The sequence below is a fragment of the Clostridium moniliforme genome (assembly GCF_017873235.1).
GTDB lineage: Bacteria > Bacillota > Clostridia > Clostridiales > Clostridiaceae > Clostridium > Clostridium moniliforme.
In genome coordinates this window covers 475,041-492,735 of the sequence record NZ_JAGGJZ010000002.1, presented here as the reverse complement: position 1 = coordinate 492,735, position 17,695 = coordinate 475,041, and the positions used below count along the sequence as shown (strand labels likewise).

General features: G+C 25.8%; 19 protein-coding genes and 2 riboswitches. Of the genes, 13 read left to right on the top strand and 6 right to left on the bottom strand.

Annotated elements, in window-relative coordinates; translation table 11 throughout:
- Positions 1-67: 67 nt before the first annotated feature.
- On the top strand, positions 68-1,471 hold the full coding sequence (locus tag J2Z53_RS05675; RefSeq protein ID WP_209796304.1) for an alanine/glycine:cation symporter family protein: 1,404 nt from the start codon (positions 68-70) through the stop codon (positions 1,469-1,471).
- Positions 1,472-1,507: 36 nt separating this feature from the next.
- Here J2Z53_RS05675 and J2Z53_RS05670 read toward each other — a convergent pair whose 3' ends face one another.
- Positions 1,508-1,723, bottom strand: coding sequence for a hypothetical protein (locus tag J2Z53_RS05670; protein ID WP_209796302.1), 216 nt, complete (start codon positions 1,721-1,723; stop codon positions 1,508-1,510).
- A gap of 18 nt (positions 1,724-1,741) precedes the next feature.
- A complete protein-coding gene (locus tag J2Z53_RS05665; protein WP_209796300.1) occupies positions 1,742-2,332 on the bottom strand; it encodes a hypothetical protein in 591 nt (196 codons plus the stop codon).
- A gap of 226 nt (positions 2,333-2,558) precedes the next feature.
- Here J2Z53_RS05665 and J2Z53_RS05660 point away from each other — a divergent pair, with 226 nt between their 5' ends.
- Positions 2,559-2,948, top strand: a complete 390-nt coding sequence (locus tag J2Z53_RS05660; RefSeq protein WP_209796298.1) for a YtxH domain-containing protein — start codon at positions 2,559-2,561, stop codon at positions 2,946-2,948.
- Positions 2,948-3,265, top strand: coding sequence for a DUF948 domain-containing protein (locus J2Z53_RS05655; RefSeq protein ID WP_209796297.1), 318 nt, complete (start codon positions 2,948-2,950; stop codon positions 3,263-3,265). Before J2Z53_RS05660 ends, J2Z53_RS05655 begins: the two co-directional genes overlap by 1 nt.
- A gap of 22 nt (positions 3,266-3,287) precedes the next feature.
- Here J2Z53_RS05655 and J2Z53_RS05650 read toward each other — a convergent pair whose 3' ends face one another.
- Positions 3,288-4,373 carry a GNAT family N-acetyltransferase gene (locus J2Z53_RS05650; RefSeq protein WP_209796296.1) on the bottom strand — a complete coding sequence of 362 codons (1,086 nt, stop codon included), beginning with the start codon at positions 4,371-4,373 and terminating at the stop codon, positions 3,288-3,290.
- Between the two features lie 402 nt (positions 4,374-4,775).
- On the opposite strand from J2Z53_RS05650, the gene J2Z53_RS05645 reads away from it, so the two are divergent.
- Genes J2Z53_RS05645 through J2Z53_RS05625 form a run of 5 tightly spaced genes read left to right on the top strand, consistent with a single transcriptional unit; the run spans position 4,776 to position 9,071 of the window.
- On the top strand, positions 4,776-5,315 hold the full coding sequence (locus tag J2Z53_RS05645; protein WP_209796295.1) for a helix-turn-helix domain-containing protein: 540 nt from the start codon (positions 4,776-4,778) through the stop codon (positions 5,313-5,315).
- 33 nt (positions 5,316-5,348) lie between these two features.
- On the top strand, positions 5,349-6,407 hold the full coding sequence (gene potA, locus J2Z53_RS05640) for a spermidine/putrescine ABC transporter ATP-binding protein (protein ID WP_407927654.1): 1,059 nt from the start codon (positions 5,349-5,351) through the stop codon (positions 6,405-6,407).
- Entirely contained in the window at positions 6,400-7,239 is an 840-nt protein-coding gene (locus tag J2Z53_RS05635; RefSeq protein WP_209796292.1) for an ABC transporter permease, read from the top strand. The genes potA and J2Z53_RS05635 overlap by 8 nt, the downstream gene beginning before the upstream one ends.
- On the top strand, positions 7,233-8,015 hold the full coding sequence (locus tag J2Z53_RS05630; RefSeq protein WP_209796291.1) for an ABC transporter permease: 783 nt from the start codon (positions 7,233-7,235) through the stop codon (positions 8,013-8,015). Before J2Z53_RS05635 ends, J2Z53_RS05630 begins: the two co-directional genes overlap by 7 nt.
- The gene (locus J2Z53_RS05625) at positions 8,016-9,071 is read left to right on the top strand and encodes an ABC transporter substrate-binding protein (RefSeq protein WP_209796290.1); all 1,056 of its coding nucleotides are present in this window, start codon (positions 8,016-8,018) and stop codon (positions 9,069-9,071) included. It begins immediately after the preceding gene.
- Positions 9,072-9,111: 40 nt separating this feature from the next.
- Here the strand turns inward: J2Z53_RS05625 and ndk are convergent, their stop codons facing one another.
- On the bottom strand, positions 9,112-9,507 hold the full coding sequence (gene ndk / locus J2Z53_RS05620) for a nucleoside-diphosphate kinase (RefSeq protein WP_209796288.1): 396 nt from the start codon (positions 9,505-9,507) through the stop codon (positions 9,112-9,114).
- 153 nt (positions 9,508-9,660) lie between these two features.
- On the opposite strand from ndk, the gene J2Z53_RS05615 reads away from it, so the two are divergent.
- The gene (locus J2Z53_RS05615; RefSeq protein WP_209796287.1) at positions 9,661-9,933 is read left to right on the top strand and encodes an acylphosphatase; all 273 of its coding nucleotides are present in this window, start codon (positions 9,661-9,663) and stop codon (positions 9,931-9,933) included.
- A 95-nt stretch (positions 9,934-10,028) separates the two neighbouring features.
- On the opposite strand, the gene J2Z53_RS05610 is transcribed toward J2Z53_RS05615, so the two are convergent.
- Positions 10,029-11,396 (bottom strand): alanine/glycine:cation symporter family protein, encoded by a 1,368-nt coding sequence (locus J2Z53_RS05610; RefSeq protein ID WP_209796284.1) that lies wholly within the window; start codon positions 11,394-11,396, stop codon positions 10,029-10,031.
- A 75-nt stretch (positions 11,397-11,471) separates the two neighbouring features.
- A riboswitch (glycine riboswitch) is annotated at positions 11,472-11,565 on the bottom strand.
- Between the two features lie 2 nt (positions 11,566-11,567).
- A riboswitch (glycine riboswitch) is annotated at positions 11,568-11,652 on the bottom strand.
- A gap of 175 nt (positions 11,653-11,827) precedes the next feature.
- On the opposite strand from J2Z53_RS05610, the gene J2Z53_RS05605 reads away from it, so the two are divergent.
- From J2Z53_RS05605 to J2Z53_RS05590, 4 genes are all read left to right on the top strand, one after another.
- Positions 11,828-12,610, top strand: a complete 783-nt coding sequence (locus J2Z53_RS05605; RefSeq protein WP_209796282.1) for an HAD family hydrolase — start codon at positions 11,828-11,830, stop codon at positions 12,608-12,610.
- 193 nt (positions 12,611-12,803) lie between these two features.
- Positions 12,804-14,309, top strand: a complete 1,506-nt coding sequence (locus tag J2Z53_RS05600) for a spore germination protein (RefSeq protein WP_209796280.1) — start codon at positions 12,804-12,806, stop codon at positions 14,307-14,309.
- Positions 14,278-15,369, top strand: a complete 1,092-nt coding sequence (locus J2Z53_RS05595; RefSeq protein WP_209796278.1) for a GerAB/ArcD/ProY family transporter — start codon at positions 14,278-14,280, stop codon at positions 15,367-15,369. The genes J2Z53_RS05600 and J2Z53_RS05595 overlap by 32 nt, the downstream gene beginning before the upstream one ends.
- Complete coding sequence (locus J2Z53_RS05590; RefSeq protein WP_209796276.1) at positions 15,347-16,483, top strand: Ger(x)C family spore germination C-terminal domain-containing protein; 1,137 nt, start codon at positions 15,347-15,349, stop codon at positions 16,481-16,483. Before J2Z53_RS05595 ends, J2Z53_RS05590 begins: the two co-directional genes overlap by 23 nt.
- A gap of 168 nt (positions 16,484-16,651) precedes the next feature.
- Here J2Z53_RS05590 and J2Z53_RS05585 read toward each other — a convergent pair whose 3' ends face one another.
- Positions 16,652-17,608: a D-2-hydroxyacid dehydrogenase gene (locus J2Z53_RS05585; protein WP_209796274.1), complete on the bottom strand. Its 957-nt coding sequence runs from the start codon at positions 17,606-17,608 to the stop codon at positions 16,652-16,654.
- Between the last annotated feature and the right edge of the window lie 87 nt (positions 17,609-17,695).

Below are 17,695 nucleotides of genomic sequence, written 5' to 3'. Positions count from 1 at the left end.
ATTTTTATTTTTCTATTATAAAATATAATAAATTGTTACATAGCGTAATTAAGGGAGGGGTAATATTTTGAAAGTATTAAATAATATAATTTTACAGTTTAATGATATATTGTGGACTTATATATTAATAGCAATGTTATTAATTTTAGGTGTTTATTTCAGTTTTAGAACAAAATTTGTACAGTTTAGATACATTAAAGAAATGTTTAGATTATTAGGTGATGGATTTTCATCAGAAAAAAAGAAGGGAAATATTTCTTCTTTCCAAGCATTTTGTATTAGTACAGCTTCAAGAGTTGGTACTGGAAACTTAGCTGGTATTGCTATTGCTATTTCAGTCGGTGGTCCTGGTGCAATATTTTGGATGTGGTTAATCGCACTCATAGGTGCTGCTTCAAGTTTTATAGAATCAACTTTAGCTCAAATCTATAAAGAAAAAAATGCAGATGGTTCTTTTAGGGGTGGACCTGCTTATTATATGGAAAAAGGATTAAACAAAAGATGGATGGGCGTTATTTTTTCAATACTTATTACAATAGCTTTTGGTTTAATTTTCAATTCAGTTCAATCAAATACAATAACATTAGCATTTAATGATGCTTTTGGAGTAGATAGATTAATAGTTGGTGTTATTCTAACTTTAATAACTCTTTTTGTAATATTTGGTGGAGTTCACAGAGTTGCAAAAGTTTCAGAAGTTATAGTGCCTATAATGGCATTAACTTATATTGCAGTTGCAGTATTTATATTATTAATAAATATTACTGAAGTTCCTTCAGTAATAAAATTAATATTTGAAAATGCCTTTGGATTTAAAGAAATTGCTGGTGGTACATTAGGTGGTGCTATGCTTATGGGAATTAAAAGAGGATTATTTTCAAATGAAGCTGGTATGGGTAGTGCTCCAAATGCTGCTGCTACTGCTACAGTATCTCACCCTGTTAAACAAGGACTTATTCAAACATTAGGAGTTTTCACAGATACAATAATAATTTGTAGCTGTACTGCTTTTATAATTCTATTATCAGGTGTTGATTATACTAACAATTCAATTACAGGCATACAACTTACTCAAAAAGCACTAAGTTCTCAAGTTGGATCTTGGGGTAATAGTTTCATAGCAATTTGTATTCTTCTATTTGCCTTTAGCTCTATAGTTGGTAATTATTATTATGGGGAATCAAATATTGAATTTCTAACTAAAAAGAAATCTTACGTATTTATATACAGAATTTTTGTTGTAGCTATGGTATTCTTCGGTTCAATTGCTGAGATTCAAATTGTTTGGAATTTAGCTGATGTATTTATGGGACTTATGGCTGTTGTAAATCTAATTGCAATAACATTACTTAGTAAACAAGCTTTTGCAGCATTAAAAGATTATAGTAATCAAAAAATGTCAGGTATAAAAGAGCCATTATTTAAAGCTTCATCAATACCAGAATTAAAAAATGTTTCAGAATGGAATTAATTATAAATAAAAAAGCAGATTTTTAATCTGCTTTTCTTATTCTACTTTTGTTTTCTTTACTGCATTACTAAATGCATTTATTAATTTTCCTGAATTAGAAGATATAAAATAAATCATATTTTCCTTACCATTTGAAACATTAACTACATAGGCAAGTTCTGATTTATATGCTGATTCTTTTTTATTACAAAATGCTAAATAAGACTTTCCTATAATTTTTCCATGACTACCAACATCTTTAAATAATTTCAATGCATTTTCTTCTGCATTTTATTTTGAAATATTTATTTTTATATCATTATGATTATCATCTTTAGTTTTATTTACATATCCTTGTAACTTACCATTATTTTTATTTATATTTATAATAACTTCTTCTGAATAATAAGGATATCCATCCTCATATTTTGAAAAAATAATTGAATAAAAAGGTGATTCATCTTTTAAATCATTTTTATTAACTTCTTTTACCCTATAGTCTCCATGACATATTTTTAATAAATATTCTTTTGCAATTGTTTCTCCTTCTTCTGGAGTTAAATTAATAACACTATTAGTTTTTATTTTATCTACAAAACTAATTACATCATAATTTTTATTTAAATCGATTCTATAATTATCACTTATCAAAGAGTAAATTTCATTATCTTTTTGTATTCCTGTTTTTTCTACAACCTGAAACTTTATATGCTTTCTATTTTTTTCAATAATATTTTCACTTTGTAATTTTTTTATAAAGTTATTTGCCGCAACAATTTGTTTTCTTCCTGGTCCATAGTAATTATATAAAATAATATGTATCGTTATCAAAAGCATTATTAAAATTAAGATACTTAAATATCTTTTCTTTCTGTTTTTCATATATCCCCTCCTATATTAAAAAATCACATATACTTATATATTAATTTTACACTATATATTTAATTTATCAAATATTATATTAAATGATTATGTACTTTTTACATAGTTTGATAAATATATTAATTTTGGTTTAATTACCCTTTTTTGGACTAGCCTTACTTTATACATTATAGTATAATTAAGCTAAGAAATTTATCAAATTTCCATATTATTAGGAGGTTATTGTATGAATTTATCAAGATTAATAGAACAAAAAAGAAGAGAAAAAGCTATACAAGCTAAAAAGAAAACTGCAAAAACATTAGCTACAGGTGCTACATTAGGTGTTATTGCTGGTGCTTTAAGTGGTTTACTACTTGCACCTAAATCTGGAAAAGAAACAATGAATGATTTAAAATATGCTACTAAAGATGCTCATAAAAAGTTTAAAAATAAAGCAAATATCGCTTCAACTAATTGTAAAAATAATATACTAGATGCTAAATCAAAAATTAAAGATTACTTAAATAATAAAAATATATCTAAAAAAACTGTTACAGAAGTTCCTGAAGAGATAAAAGAAGATATTAAAGAAACTATTGTAGAAGAAACAACTAATTCAGAGGACAACAAATAATGTATATTAGTGTTGTAGGTTTATTTTGGTTTATTGTAGGAATATTAGGAGCAGTTGCATTAGTATTTTTAATAATATGTTTAATCAAACTTTCAGGTGTATTAAGCAAAGTAGATAATCTTTTAGATGAAAACAAAAAAAATATTGATTCTACTTTATCAAATGTTAATGGTATAACAGAAAATGTTAAAGATATAAGTGATGTTGCAACAGAAGCAACTGCTGATGTTATAGTAGCAAAAGAAAATATAACAAATCAACTTAATACAATAAAAGATATAGTAACTATTATTGGAAATGTGTTTTTAAAAAAGTAAGTGGAAATATTAATATTTCCACTTACTTTTTTAATCCTATCTCATAAGCTAATTTTTCTTCTAAATCGTTACCACCTATTTTTTTAATTAAATTCAAATATAATTCTAAAGTTCCCATTATATTTGTACTTAACATCAGTTTACCATTATCAGTATAGTTCCTTTTTACTAATCTAAAATCATTTTTTTCAATATTTACTCCATCAATCCAATCTCCATAAGGAACTAATACTCCACTTAATTCACTACAACTTGCTAAATAATATATACCTTCATTAATAGCACATATAAAATCACAATCATTATAACAATTTAATACGCAATCGGTAATTTTTTTCTTACTCTCTTGAGATATCATATTTTTGCCACCAGGGATTATTAAAACATTAGGCTTCTCAACTTTATTATTATCTAATATTATAGAGATATTTTTACTTACCTTAAATTTATTATCAATATTTATTCCATAAATATTAAATAGAGTTTTTCCCAAAATAATGTTTGCTTTTTCAAAAAGTTCCTTAGCCATAGTATAATCATTCATATTCATATTTTTTATAATTAATATTCCTATGTTAGTTTTTGTTCCTTTATCAAAATTTAAAAATTCATCTTTTGTAATTCTAATAGTAGCTTTTCCACTAAACTTTCTTACTTCTTCAAAGCCTATTTTTTGAGCAACCTTTTCACCTTCAATAGTTAATACATTATCCATTAACATATCTCCACCAAACTCTAAAAAATAGTATTCAAGTAAAAGTCTTACTGCCTCTTCGCCATAACCTCTATTTCTATAATCCGAATGAATCTTAACATTAAATCTTGCAATTTTAGTAGCAGAATCATATCCATGAAAGCTAACTTCACCTATTGCTTTATCATTGTTATCATATACTAAACAATAAAAGTTTTTTCCATCTGTTGGATTGACCATTTTTTTATAAAACATTTCCCATTTATTTTGTGAAAAATTAAATACTCCCCCAATATCTTTCATTGTATCTTTATGGCTCCAAAGTTCTTGCACAAATTTTAATTCATCATACTCAGGCTGCTTTATATATACTTTTTTCCCATTCCTTCTATATAATCCTTCTCTCAGCTTCATTATAATCACCTTTTATTAAAATTTCACCCTTCTCTATTTTTGAGTTTTCTTTTATTATATCAAATTTTTATTACTTTTTATGTATTAAATCTTTTTTTATTGTTATAAAATTTTATTAATATTTCACAATTAATTCTTACCAACTTTTTCAATTTATTCACTTATTTTTTAAATATTTAATATTACTAAACTTTTTTTCAACTTTTATTAAACTCCTTTTATTATATTTCTCATAAAACTCTCTAATTGCAACGAAATTACATAATATTTTTTTTAATTTTTTTCATTAAATATATTGATTTTTTTCTATATACTTATTATAATTATTCTTGTTTGTTTAGTAATTTTAAACTTTGTGTTTAGTAAAAGTTATATTTATTGTAGAAATGGTGGTGTGAAGACATGGAAATCGGCGATAAGATTAGAAGTATTAGAATAGCTAAAGGACTTACCCAAGAAGAATTAGCCAATAGATGTGAATTATCTAAAGGTTTTATATCTCAAGTTGAAAATGATTTGACTTCCCCATCTATAGCTACTTTAGTAGATATTTTAGAAATTTTAGGAACTAACTTAACTGAATTTTTCAGTGAAAAAGGGGAAGAAAGAATAACATACAAAAATGATGATATGTTTGAAACTGAAGATGAAGATTTAGGATATAGTTTAAAATGGCTAGTACCTAGTGCTCAAAAGAATGATATGGAACCAATCATGTTAACATTAGAGCCTAATGGTAAATATATTGAGGAAGAGCCTCATGAGGGAGAAGAATTTGGATTTGTTTTAAATGGAAGTGTAATTCTTCATTTGGGTGATAAAAGCTACAAGGTAAAAAAAGGTGAAAGCTTTTATTTCAAGCCAAAATTAAACCATTACCTTTCAAATCCAGGCAAAACTATTGCTAAAGTTATATGGATAAGTTCTCCCCCATCATTTTAATATTTATTTTTAAATTCTAGAAAGAGGTGTTTTATTATGAACGATAATATTTTAATGCTAAAAGGTATAAGTAAAAAATATGGAGATAATGAAGTTTTAAAAGATCTTAATCTTAATATAAAGAAAAATGAATTTTTAACACTTTTAGGTCCAAGTGGTTGTGGTAAAACAACTACATTAAAAATTATTGCAGGATTTGAAACAGCTGATTCAGGTAAGGTAATTTTTGATGAAAAAGATATGGCAAGCCTTCCTTCTCATAAAAGACCTGTAAATACAGTTTTCCAAAAATATGCTTTATTCCCTCATATGAATGTATATGATAATATAGCTTTTGGACTAAAAATTAAAAAAACACCTAAAAATATAATTAAAGAAAAAGTAACTGAAATGCTTAAATTAGTTGCCCTTAGTGGATTTGAAAAAAGAAGCATTGATTCTTTAAGTGGTGGACAACAACAAAGAGTTGCAATCGCAAGAGCTCTAGTTAATGAACCTGAAGTTCTACTTTTAGATGAGCCTTTAGGAGCATTAGATTTAAAACTTAGAAAAGAAATGCAAATTGAACTTAAGAAAATACAACAAAGATTAGGAATAACATTTATATTTGTAACTCATGATCAAGAAGAAGCTTTAACTATGTCAGACACAATTGTTGTAATGAATAAAGGAGTTATTCAACAAATGGGTACTCCACAAGATATTTATAATGAACCTTCAAATGCATTTGTTGCAGACTTTATTGGAGAAAGTAATATAGTTGATGGTATTATGCATGATGATTTTAAAACTGAATTTTTAGGAAGAGTTTTTGAAAGTGTTGATAAAGGATTTGAAAAAAATGAAGCTGTTGATATAGTTATTAGACCAGAGGATATAAAAATGGTTAATGCAGATAGTGGAATGCTTAAAGCAAAGGTTATTTCCGTTATATTTAAAGGAGTCCATTATGAAATAGAAATTGAAATAGAAAATTGTCCTAAAAGATGGATTATTCATAATACAAAATCAGCAGAAATTGGATCTACTATAGGAATAGATATATATCCTGAAGATATTCATGTAATGAGAAAGGTGAATTGCTATGAATAATAAAAAAAGCAGTTTAGCTGCTTATCCATATATTGTATGGAGCGCTTTATTTATAATAGTTCCATTGTTAATGATTTTATTTTTTAGTTTAACAACAGATTCAGGATCAGGTTATCAATTTTCCCTTGAAAATTTTGAAAGACTTATAAACCCACAATATATAAAAATATTTGGTAGATCTATTTGTTTAGCACTTATTTCAACAGCTGTTTGTTTAATTATTGGCTATCCAGTTGCATATATTATTTCAAAAATGCCGGAAAATAAACGAAACTTACTTATTATGTTATTTATACTACCAATGTGGATGAATTTTCTACTAAGAACATATGCATGGTTGCCTATATTAGGTAAAAACGGATTAATAAACACTTTTTTAGGGAACTTCGGAATTTCACCAATTCAATTTCTTTATACAAATGGTGCAATACTACTTGGTATGATATATAACTTTTTACCATTTATGATATTACCAATTTATACTGTTTTATCTAAAATAGATAAAAACTTAATAAATGCAGCGTCTGATCTTGGTGCAAATAAAAAAGAAATTTTTATAAAAGTTATATTTCCACTAAGTGTTCCAGGAGTAATTTCTGGAATAACAATGGTATTTATGCCATCTGTTTCAACCTTTGTTATTTCTAGACTTTTAGGTGGTGGAAAGGAAATGTTAATTGGTAATGTTATAGAACAACAATTTACAACTATGAGTGATTGGCACTTTGGTTCAGCATTAGCAATAATATTAATGATTTTAATACTAATTTCTATGGCCTTAATGTCAAAATTTGATGAAGATATAAGCGAAGGTGGTGGAAACTTATGGTAAATAAATTTTATGAGTTTATTAAAAGATTTTATCTAGCAATAATTTTTATATTTTTATACGCTCCTATTGTTACTTTGATGATTTTTTCATTTAATAATTCAAAGTCAATGGGAAAATGGAACGGATTTACTTTTAAATGGTATGGTGAACTTATCCATAATGATACCTTAATGGAAGCTCTTTATTATACTATTTTAATAGCTATTATTGCTTCTGTTATTGCAACTATTGTAGGAACTATTACTGCAATTGGTATTGATAATATGAAAAAAAAGAGAAAAGCATTACTACTTAATATAAATAATTTACCTATTATTAATCCAGATATAGTTACTGGTATTGCCTTAATGAGTTTATTTATATTTTTAAAATTTGATTTTGGATTTAAAACAATGCTACTTGCACATATATCATTTGATATACCTTATGTAATACTTTCAGTACTGCCAAAACTTAGACAATTACCAGATAACACTATTGAAGCCGCTATGGATCTTGGAGCAACACCTTTTTATGCTTTAAGGAAAGTTATTATTCCTCAAATAAAACCAGGCATATTCGCAGGGTTTTTAATGGCTTTTACAATGTCAATTGATGATTTTGTAATTAGCTTCTTTACAACAGGACCTGGAGTAACAAATCTTTCAATTGAAATCTATTCTATGGCAAGACGTGGTATTAAACCTGAGATTAATGCACTTTCTACATTAATGTTTATAACAGTACTTGCACTACTATTAATAGTAAATAAAAAGAAGAAAGTAGAGGTGAACTAAATGAAAAAATTTAAAGTTTTAACTGCTATAGCTTTAAGTGTAGTTATAATAATGGGTTTTATTACAGGTTGTTCTAAAGACAAGGATAACGAAAAAACTACTTCAAAACAATTAAATGTTTATAATTGGGGAGATTACATTGATCCTAATTTAATTACTAAATTTGAAAAAGAAACTGGTATAAAAGTTAATTACAGCACTTATGATACTAACGAAACAATGTATTCAAAAATCAAAGATGGCTCTAGCAATTATGATATAGTAGTTCCATCTGATTACATGATAGAAAAAATGATAAAAGAAAATCTTCTTGAAAAAATAGATTATAAAGAAATACCAAATTATAAATATATAGGTAAGGAATTTAAGCATCTTCCTTATGATCCAAATGATGAATACTCTGTACCATATATGTGGGGAACTATTGGGATAGTTTATAATCCTGATATAGTAAAAAAACCTGTAGATAGTTGGAATATCCTTTGGGATAAAGATTATAAAGGACAAATTGCTATGTTTGACTCTGTTAGAGATGCTATGGCTATTTCATTAAAAAGACTTGGATATTCTATGAATTCAACAAATCCAGCTGAAATTAATAAAGCTGCTAATGAATTAATAAAAGAAAAACCTTTAGTTCAAGCTTATATGGTAGATGAAGTTAAAGATGCTATGGTAAGTGGCGAAATTGCAATTGCACCTGTTTGGTCAGGAGATGCTGTGTATATAATGGATGAAAATCCTAAAATAAAATATGTTGTTCCAAAGGAAGGTACAAATAAATGGTTTGATTGTCTAGCTATTCCAAAGGGAGCTAAACATAAAAAAGAAGCAGAACAATTTATAAACTTTTTATGTGATCCTGAAAATGCACTTACAAACGTTGAATATATAGGCTACCAAACTCCAAACACAAAAACTTTCGAAATGCTTCCAAAAGAAGTTCAAGAACAATATCCAACTAAAAAAGAACTAAAAAATGCAGAAGTATTTAAGGATTTAAATCATAAAGCACTACAAGAATATAATGATGCTTGGATTAAAATTCGTTCATAAAAAAAAAGCAATCAAGTATATTTACTTGATTGCTTTTTTATTAAAACCATAAACTTATTTCTCTTGCAGCACTTTCTTTTGAATCTGAAGCATGTACACAATTTTCTGTTAAATTTGTACCATATAAAGCCCTTATTGTTCCCTTCTCTGCTTTTTCTGGGTTTGTTGCTCCATTTATCTTTCTAATTTTATTAATAGCATCATCCCCTTCTAAAACAAGTGCACAAAGTGGTCCTCTAGTTATATAATTAATTAATTCGTTAAAAAATGGCTTTCCTATATGTTCACTATAATGTTTCATTGCAAATTCTTTATCTACTGTAAGCATTTTAAGTGATACTATTTTAAGCCCATTATCTTCATACATAGATAGTATCTTTCCTATAACATTTTGTTCTACTCCATCTGGTTTTATTAATACTAAACTTTTTTCCATATCCCTAAATAACCTCCATAAAATTCCTGTCCATATTATTTTATTATCTTTAAAATATAATTTCAACACTTTTCTTAATTTTCTGACTATTTATTCTTTTAATTTTATTTCTTATAATATATTTAATAATAATTATAAAAGGAGATGAGCTTTATGAATAGAATAGAAGTAATATTTTCTGGTCGTGTTCAAGGAGTAGGTTTTAGATATTTTGTTCAAATTAATGCAATAAATTATAATTTAACTGGTTGGGTAAAAAACCTCTCTAACGGAAATGTATTATTAGAAGTTCAAGGAAATAATGATACTATAAATAAATTTTTAAATATAATAAAAAAAGGAAATGGATTTTCTAAAGTTATAGATATGACTATAACTTCTCTTCCTGTAAATTTAAAAGAGAAAAAATTTAAAGTAGTCTATTAAATTAAAAAGCAAAATAATAAACATTTAAAATTCTATATAATTAATTTTTTAAAATTATATAGAATTATTTAGTTTATTATTTTGCCCTTTTATTTTTAATCTATTTCACAAATAATCTCTTTTATTTCTTCTTTACTTTCCTTATAAAACAATTTATCTGTTTCTTCAAAAATAATTTTTCTAAGTGCTATAATTGCAATCAGATTAGGTATTGCCATAAGTCCATTAACTATATCTGCTCCTATAAAAATAACATCTAAAGATATAAATCCACCTATTGCAACTAATGCAATATAAAGTATTTTAAAAGGAATAATAGCATTTTTACCAATTAAATATTCAACACATTTTTCTCCATAATAATTCCATCCAAGTATTGTTGTAAAAGCAAAAAATACTAATCCTATATTAACAACATATTTTCCAATTAAGGCTATTGGTAATCCAGCTTCAAAGGCTGCTGTTGTTAAGGCTGTTCCTTCTAGAGGAGAATTATACATTCCTGTAAGAACAATTACTATACCTGTCATTGTACAAATTACTATTGTATCAAAAAATGTACCTGTCATAGATATTAATCCTTGTCTTGCAGGTGAATTTGTCTTTGCAGCTGCTGCTGCAATTGGTGCACTTCCAAGTCCTGCTTCATTTGAAAAGACTCCTCTACTTACTCCTCTTTGTATTACCATAATTATAGATATTCCAGTAGCTCCTCCAAAAGCAGCCTCTGGATTAAAAGCACTTTGAACTATTAATTTTACTGCTTCTGGAACTTTATTAATATTAAATAAAATTACCATAACAACTCCAACAATATATAAAAGAGCCATAAATGGTACTATCATTTCTGAAACCTTAGAAATTCTTTGTATACCTCCAAGAGTTACCATAGCTACTAATATAGTAATTACAATAGCAGTTATAATTGTTGGAACATTAAAAGCTGTCTTTAAACCTTCTGAAATTGAATTAACCTGTGCAAAGGTTCCAATTCCAAATAAAGCAACTAAAACTCCACATAAAGCAAAAATCTTTGCAAGAAATTTATTTCCCATACCATTTTGTATGTAATACATAGGGCCACCCTTTACTACTCCATTTTCATCAAATTCTCTATATTTTATAGCAAGAACACCTTCTGCATATTTTGTTGCCATTCCAAAAAATGCTGCAATCCACATCCAAAACAAGGCTCCTGGTCCACCAGCTTTAATTGCAGTTGCAACTCCAACTATATTTCCAGTACCAATAGTGGCTGAAAGAGCTGTACATAAAGCACCAAAACTTGATACATCTCCCTTTGCTCCTTTTTCCTTCTTAAAAATAAAACTTAAAGCTTTAGAAAGTTTTCTAACTTGTAAAAATTTAAGTTTAAAAGTTAAATACACTCCTGTTCCTAAAAGAAGAATAAGAAGTGGCGGACCCCATACAATTGAGTCCATAGTTGTTAAAAATTTTTCCATAAAAAATTCCTCCTAAATTTTAAAATTATGGAGGAGATTAAATAAAGCTAAAAAATATATTTAACTTCAAAAAATCCCCTGTCCTTTTACCTGAGAGTTTCAGCATATAAAAATTTATATACCTTGCTCCTTCGGTGTTCAAAATAAAAATTTTGAATCTCTCCAGAGGCTCGTCCAATAGCGGTCCTATAACCTGAAAGATTTTCCCTCTTCGGTGGACTAACAAATAAGCTAATCACTCTCCCACTATCTTCATCCGAACACATATTATATTTTTATGATTTATTATATAATACAATCTTATTATAAATCAAGCTTATATTAATTTATTGTTCTCATTATCATTGTTATATAATTATCATTATTGTTAATAACATACTATTTGTGATATTATAATGTTTGTTAAAAACATTAAGAGAAAGGGTGATATTTTGATAAAATTAATCGCTTCAGATATGGATGGTACTTTATTAACGCCTAGTGGAGAAGTGCCTAAAGAATTTTTTGATATATTTAAAAAATTAAAAGAAAAAAATATAGAATTTATTGTTGCTAGTGGTCGTCCTTATAAAACTTTATATAGAGATTTTAAACCAATTTCTGATGAATTATCATATATTTCAGATAATGGAGCTATGGTTGTTGAAAATGGTAAGGTAACAGCCTTAGAGATTATTCCTAAAAATATAATAAAAAAAATTATTAATTCTTGCAATAAAGTCAAAAATATAACAGTTGTTTTTTGTGGAGTTAAAAGCTTCTATCATTTAAACTGTAATAAAAATACTTTAGAAGAAATTAATAAATATTATTTAGAAAAAACAATAATAGAATCTTATGATGACATAGATGATGACATATTTAAAATTTCTATTTGTGATATGGATAATGCATTAACTAATTCATATCCTATTATAGAAAAAGATTTAAAAAAATATTGTAAAGTTTCAGTAGCAGGAAGATTTTGGACTGATATAACTAATAAAAATGTTTCTAAAGGATCAGCTATTGCAAAAATACAAAAATTGCATTCTATTTCTAAAGAAGAAACTATGGTCTTTGGAGATTACTTCAATGATGTTGATATGCTAAAGCAAGCTTATTACAGCTATGTTATGGAGGACGCCCTAGATGAAGTAAAAGCCTATGGAAATTTCATAGCAAAAAGTAATAAGGAAAATGGAGTTCTTCAAGTAATAAAAAGTATACTTTAAAAAATTTTTAATTTAGGTTATCTTTTATTTTCGTGTTGATTTTAGATAGCCTTAATTTAATATATTAATACACATTTAAGCTATAAGTTTAGAAATTTAAAATTCTAACTTATAGCTTTATTAATTATTAGAATAAATCTAGTAATTTATGAGAAAAATATATTTATTAAAAATAATACTAGGAGAAAATATTATGGATGATAAATTTGTTAGTGAACTTATAAAAAGTGCAACCTCTACAGAATCCACTATTATAATTAAAGACTTATTAATAGATAAAAATAAATCTACACCTATAGTAATTATGTATTCAGATACAATGGTAAATAAGGAAATAATAAATAGGGATATTTTAACTCCCCTTATGTATAACTTTAATATTTTATTTCCTGATAATATTGATAAATGTGATTTTTTAACAAAAGTTGCTTTGCCAGTAAGTAATTGTTTGATAGAAGATTCTTTTTCAGAAATAGTTAACGCGTTGCGTTCTGGTAAAACTATATTAACTTTTTACGGATTAAGAAAAGCTATAATAATTGATACAATTTCAATTCAATATAGGAGTATTTCTACTCCAACTATAACTTCTACTATAGCTTCATCTAAGGAAGATCTTAATGAATCATTAGAAACTAATATTTCAATGTTTAAACGAAGAATAAAAGATAAAAATTTAATAATAAAAAGTATGAATTTAGGAAGAAGAAGCAAAACAAATATAAATATTTTATATCTTAAAGATGTTGCAAATGAAACTGTAGTTAAAAATGTAATAAAAGATATAGCATTATTAGATATAGATAATATTCAATCTCTTGGAGCTCTTCAGCAGTATATTGAAGAGTTTAGTTACTCAATGGTTCCTCAAAGTTACATAACAGACTCAGCAGAAAATGCAGTAGATAAATTAAGTGAAGGAAAAGTAGTAGTTCTTATGGAAGGCAGCCCTTATGCCCTATGTCTTCCAGCTTTATTAATTGAATTTTTTCATAGTCTTGATGATTACAATCAAAGAACTATAGTTGCATCATTTTCTAGATTACTTAGATTTATTGCAGTTTTAATAGTTATAACTCTTCCTTCATTGTATGTTATTTTAATCAAATTTAATCCAGAACTATTAATTGACAAATATGTTCAACCAATAGCTAATTCAAGACAAGGAATTCCTTTGTCTCCTTTTTTAGAAATATTCACTATGGACTTAGTTATAGAATTTTTAAGAGAAGGTGGTCTTCGTCTTCCAACAAAAGTAGGTCAAACTTTAAGTATAGTTAGCGGAATTATAATTGGTGATGCAGCTATTCAATCTAAAATTGTATCTCCATCTGCATTATTTATAGTTGGAATAAGTGTTGTTTGTACATTTCTAATACCAAATTATCAAATGGCACTTTCTATAAGACTTATGAAATTCCCATTTCTAATATTATCAAACTCCTTTGGAATATTAGGCTTTGTCATAGGCTCCTTCTTTTTATTATTATACCTTTTTAATTTAAATATATATGGAGTTGATTATGTATCTTTTTATTCTGATGACATGAAAGATACCTTTGCTAGAAGTAAACTTTCAAGTCTTATAAAAAGACCTATTATATCTAAAACAAAAGATAAAATTAGACTAGGTACTAATCATATAAAAAAGTGGAGTGAAAAATACAATGAAAAAAAATATTCAAATATCAACCAGTGAATTTATATGTATGCTTGTAGGATATTCTATAATTATAACTGAACTTAAATTTCCAGCTGTTATAAATACTTATGCAGCACAAGATGCATGGATAACTACAGCATTATCTGGTATATATCCAATTTTATTTTTTGCTATGTATGGATTTGTTTTTAAAACCTATCCTGATAAAAATATTTTTGAAATAAATAGAGAACTTCTCGGAAAAATTTTAGGAAATATTTTTAATATTTTTTTTATCATATATATTTTTTCATATAGCACTACTCACTTTGCAGGTTTTTCTATGATACTTGTAAATACAATACTTTGGTATTATACAACATATGAAACACTGATAATTATAATAATATCAGCAGCTATAGCTACATTTTTTAGATTTAAAGCTCAATTAAAATTAGGTCAATTTACTTTATATATTATTGTTGCAATATGTATTTTACTAGGTTTTTCTTTACTAAAGGGAAATAAACTAAATATAATGCCAATACTATCCATAAAATCTAATGAACTATTTAGAGCAATATATCATGGTATATATGTGTATGCAGGTTTTGAAATAATGTTGTTATATTTACCTTATTTAAAAAATAAAACAGATTACAAAAAAATAGCCATAACTACAACTTCTATATTAATATTAATAGTTACTTGGTTAGTATTTGTAGCAATTTTTCATTTTGGTCCTGATACTTTAAATTTATTTTATTTTCCAATGCTTGATATAATGGCTTCAATTAAAGTTCCACTTATTAATAGCTTTATATTAGTATTTATGTTTTGTTGGTCAATTCACTCTTTAAAAAATTCTGCATTATCAATTACAAATTTAATCAATATGTTACCACCTAACAAAAATACTAAATATAAAAAACTTTGGTTAATAGTTCTTATACCACTTTTTTATTTTGCATCAAAATTAATTAGTAATGTAATAGCTTTAATTTACTTTGTTAATTATATTTTCATTCCAATGATGATTTTACTATTATTTAATATATTTCTTTTATTTATATCTGTAATAAGGAGGAGAAAAAATGACCTGGAAAACCCTTCGTAGATATATTATATTATCAATTATAATTTTATGTTTCGCTGGAATATCAAATTTATATAAACATTTTCATTTTTCTAACATTGAAGATATTGATTTTGTTGCAGGCATAGGTTTTGATATAGAAACTTCTATGGATAAAAAAATTTTTTCAATACCTGTGTTGGTATATGATTTTACTAATACAAATGAAATAACTAGTCATATATTAGAATCAAAGGGAGTAACCTCAACTGAAGCTAGAATAGATAGACAATTTCATTCTGGTAGAAAATTCTCTCTTGGTTCTGAAAAAATATATCTTTTTTCAAAAAAGATATCAAAAGATGGAATAAATCCTTCTTTAGATGGTTTATTAAATAATACCCAAACAAATGGTTCAGCAATAGTTATTACAACATCAAATGACCCTAAAGATGTTTTAGAAATGAAAGTTCCAGGATATTCTACAGCCCCAGATTATATTGAAGGCCTAGTTAACTCTTTACAATCCTACTCTCATTTTTCTAATTTACAACAATTATATAATGCATATATTCAAAATAGTACAGAAGGACTTAAATTTATAACTCCTAATATAGATATAATAAATAATAAATTATACTTAACTTCTATGTCAGTATTTGATAAAGGAAAGTTCGTTGCTTCTATTCCTCAAGAACAATTTAGAAATCTTAATATGTTAAGAAATAACTTTAGTACTGGAATAACTACCTTTTTAGAAGATGATAATTCATATATATCTTTTAATACAATATGTAAAAGAAAAGTTGAATGCACTAAAAATAATGATAACACCTTTAATTTCGATATAAATTTAAAAATTAATGGTCAAATACTTAATAATAATAGTTCAAACAGATTAATAATTTCTCCATATGAACAAAAACAGCTTGAAAAAAGAATAAGTAATTATTTAAAAAAAATCCTTTCTGGATTCATATATACAATGAAATCCAATTATAAAATGGATTTATTAAATTTAGGATACATAGCTGCCACTAAATACGGAAGACATAAAATTACCAATTGGGATGAGGAGGTATTAAAATCTTCAATAAATGTTAATGTAGATTTTAATATAAATAAATTTGGAATAGGTAATTTATCTTTATACTAAATATATTTTTTAAATACTTAAATAAGTAAATTAATTTATTATTTAAAGTGTAATTTTAAAAACTAATTATAAATAAAAGGCAAAATAATAAAACTAAATTATACTTACCTATACAGTTTATTATTTTGCCCTTTATTAAAACTTAAAATATTACATTTTAATAAATTTTTATTCTATTCTATTTCTTCTTTCTCCTCTATTAAAAGCTCTTATATTTTCTAATAAATCAGTAAATAATCTATTTCTAGCCTCAACACTAGCCCATGCTATATGTGGTGTTAAAATTAATCTATCTTTATTTTTTACTGATAAAAGAGGATTATCTTCTTTTATTGGCTCAACTGAAAATACATCAATGGCTGCACCTAAAATCTTTTCTTCATCTATTGCTCTAGCTAAATCCTCATCTACGACAATTGGTCCTCTTCCCATATTTATTACAATTGCATTTTCTTTCATCTTACATAAATTTTCGTAATTTATTAAATTTTTAGTGTTATCATTTAAAGGAGCATGAATTGAAATTATATCTGATTCTTTTAAAAGTTCTTCTAAATTAACTCTTTTATACTCACTATTATTATTTTTTCCTGAAGTTGAATAATAAATTACATTAACTCCAAAAGCCTTACATACATTTGCAACGCCCCTACCTATAGCACCTAATCCAATTATTCCCCAAGTTTTTCCCATTAAATCATAGAAAGGCTTATCTAAACTTGTAAAAATATCTGCCTTTGAATATTCTCCTGATTTAACATAATTATCGTAATAACTTATTTTATCATACAAATTTAATGCTGTGGCAAATGTATGTTGTACAACTGTATTAGTTGAATATCCAGCAACATTAGTAACTGCTATTCCTCTTTCTTTTGCATATTCAACATCAATATTATTAAATCCTGTAGCCATTTCACATATAAGCTCTAAATTTTTTGCATTTTTTAAGTTATCTTCATTTAATATAACTTTATTAGTAAGAATTATATTAGCATCCTTTATTCTTTCTACAACTTCTTCCTTATTAGTAGTATCATATAATTTTAATTCTCCAAATTCCTTTAGTAAATTATAATCTACATTTCCTAAAGTTTTTCCATCTAAAACTACAATTTTTTTCATATTACTCTTCCCTTCTATTATATATCTCTTATTTTATTATAAAATCTTTTAAACTTTATTTCTATTATAATAAATATTTCTTATCAA

Bases quoted from the DNA above. Each gene is read 5' to 3' on its own strand.
- J2Z53_RS05665 (WP_209796300.1), bottom strand. From the start codon at position 2,332: ATGAAAAACAGAAAGAAAAGATATTTAAGTATCTTAATTTTAATAATG.
- J2Z53_RS05660 (WP_209796298.1), top strand. From the start codon at position 2,559: ATGAATTTATCAAGATTAATAGAACAAAAAAGAAGAGAAAAAGCTATA.
- J2Z53_RS05630 (WP_209796291.1), top strand. From the start codon at position 7,233: ATGGTAAATAAATTTTATGAGTTTATTAAAAGATTTTATCTAGCAATA.
- J2Z53_RS05585 (WP_209796274.1), bottom strand. From the start codon at position 17,608: ATGAAAAAAATTGTAGTTTTAGATGGAAAAACTTTAGGAAATGTAGAT.
- J2Z53_RS05600 (WP_209796280.1), top strand. From the start codon at position 12,804: ATGGATGATAAATTTGTTAGTGAACTTATAAAAAGTGCAACCTCTACA.
- ndk (WP_209796288.1), bottom strand. From the start codon at position 9,507: ATGGAAAAAAGTTTAGTATTAATAAAACCAGATGGAGTAGAACAAAAT.
- J2Z53_RS05610 (WP_209796284.1), bottom strand. From the start codon at position 11,396: ATGGAAAAATTTTTAACAACTATGGACTCAATTGTATGGGGTCCGCCA.
- J2Z53_RS05650 (WP_209796296.1), bottom strand. From the start codon at position 4,373: ATGAAGCTGAGAGAAGGATTATATAGAAGGAATGGGAAAAAAGTATAT.
- J2Z53_RS05635 (WP_209796292.1), top strand. From the start codon at position 6,400: ATGAATAATAAAAAAAGCAGTTTAGCTGCTTATCCATATATTGTATGG.
- J2Z53_RS05595 (WP_209796278.1), top strand. From the start codon at position 14,278: ATGAAAAAAAATATTCAAATATCAACCAGTGAATTTATATGTATGCTT.
- J2Z53_RS05655 (WP_209796297.1), top strand. From the start codon at position 2,948: ATGTATATTAGTGTTGTAGGTTTATTTTGGTTTATTGTAGGAATATTA.
- J2Z53_RS05645 (WP_209796295.1), top strand. From the start codon at position 4,776: ATGGAAATCGGCGATAAGATTAGAAGTATTAGAATAGCTAAAGGACTT.
- J2Z53_RS05590 (WP_209796276.1), top strand. From the start codon at position 15,347: ATGACCTGGAAAACCCTTCGTAGATATATTATATTATCAATTATAATT.
- J2Z53_RS05615 (WP_209796287.1), top strand. From the start codon at position 9,661: ATGAATAGAATAGAAGTAATATTTTCTGGTCGTGTTCAAGGAGTAGGT.
- J2Z53_RS05625 (WP_209796290.1), top strand. From the start codon at position 8,016: ATGAAAAAATTTAAAGTTTTAACTGCTATAGCTTTAAGTGTAGTTATA.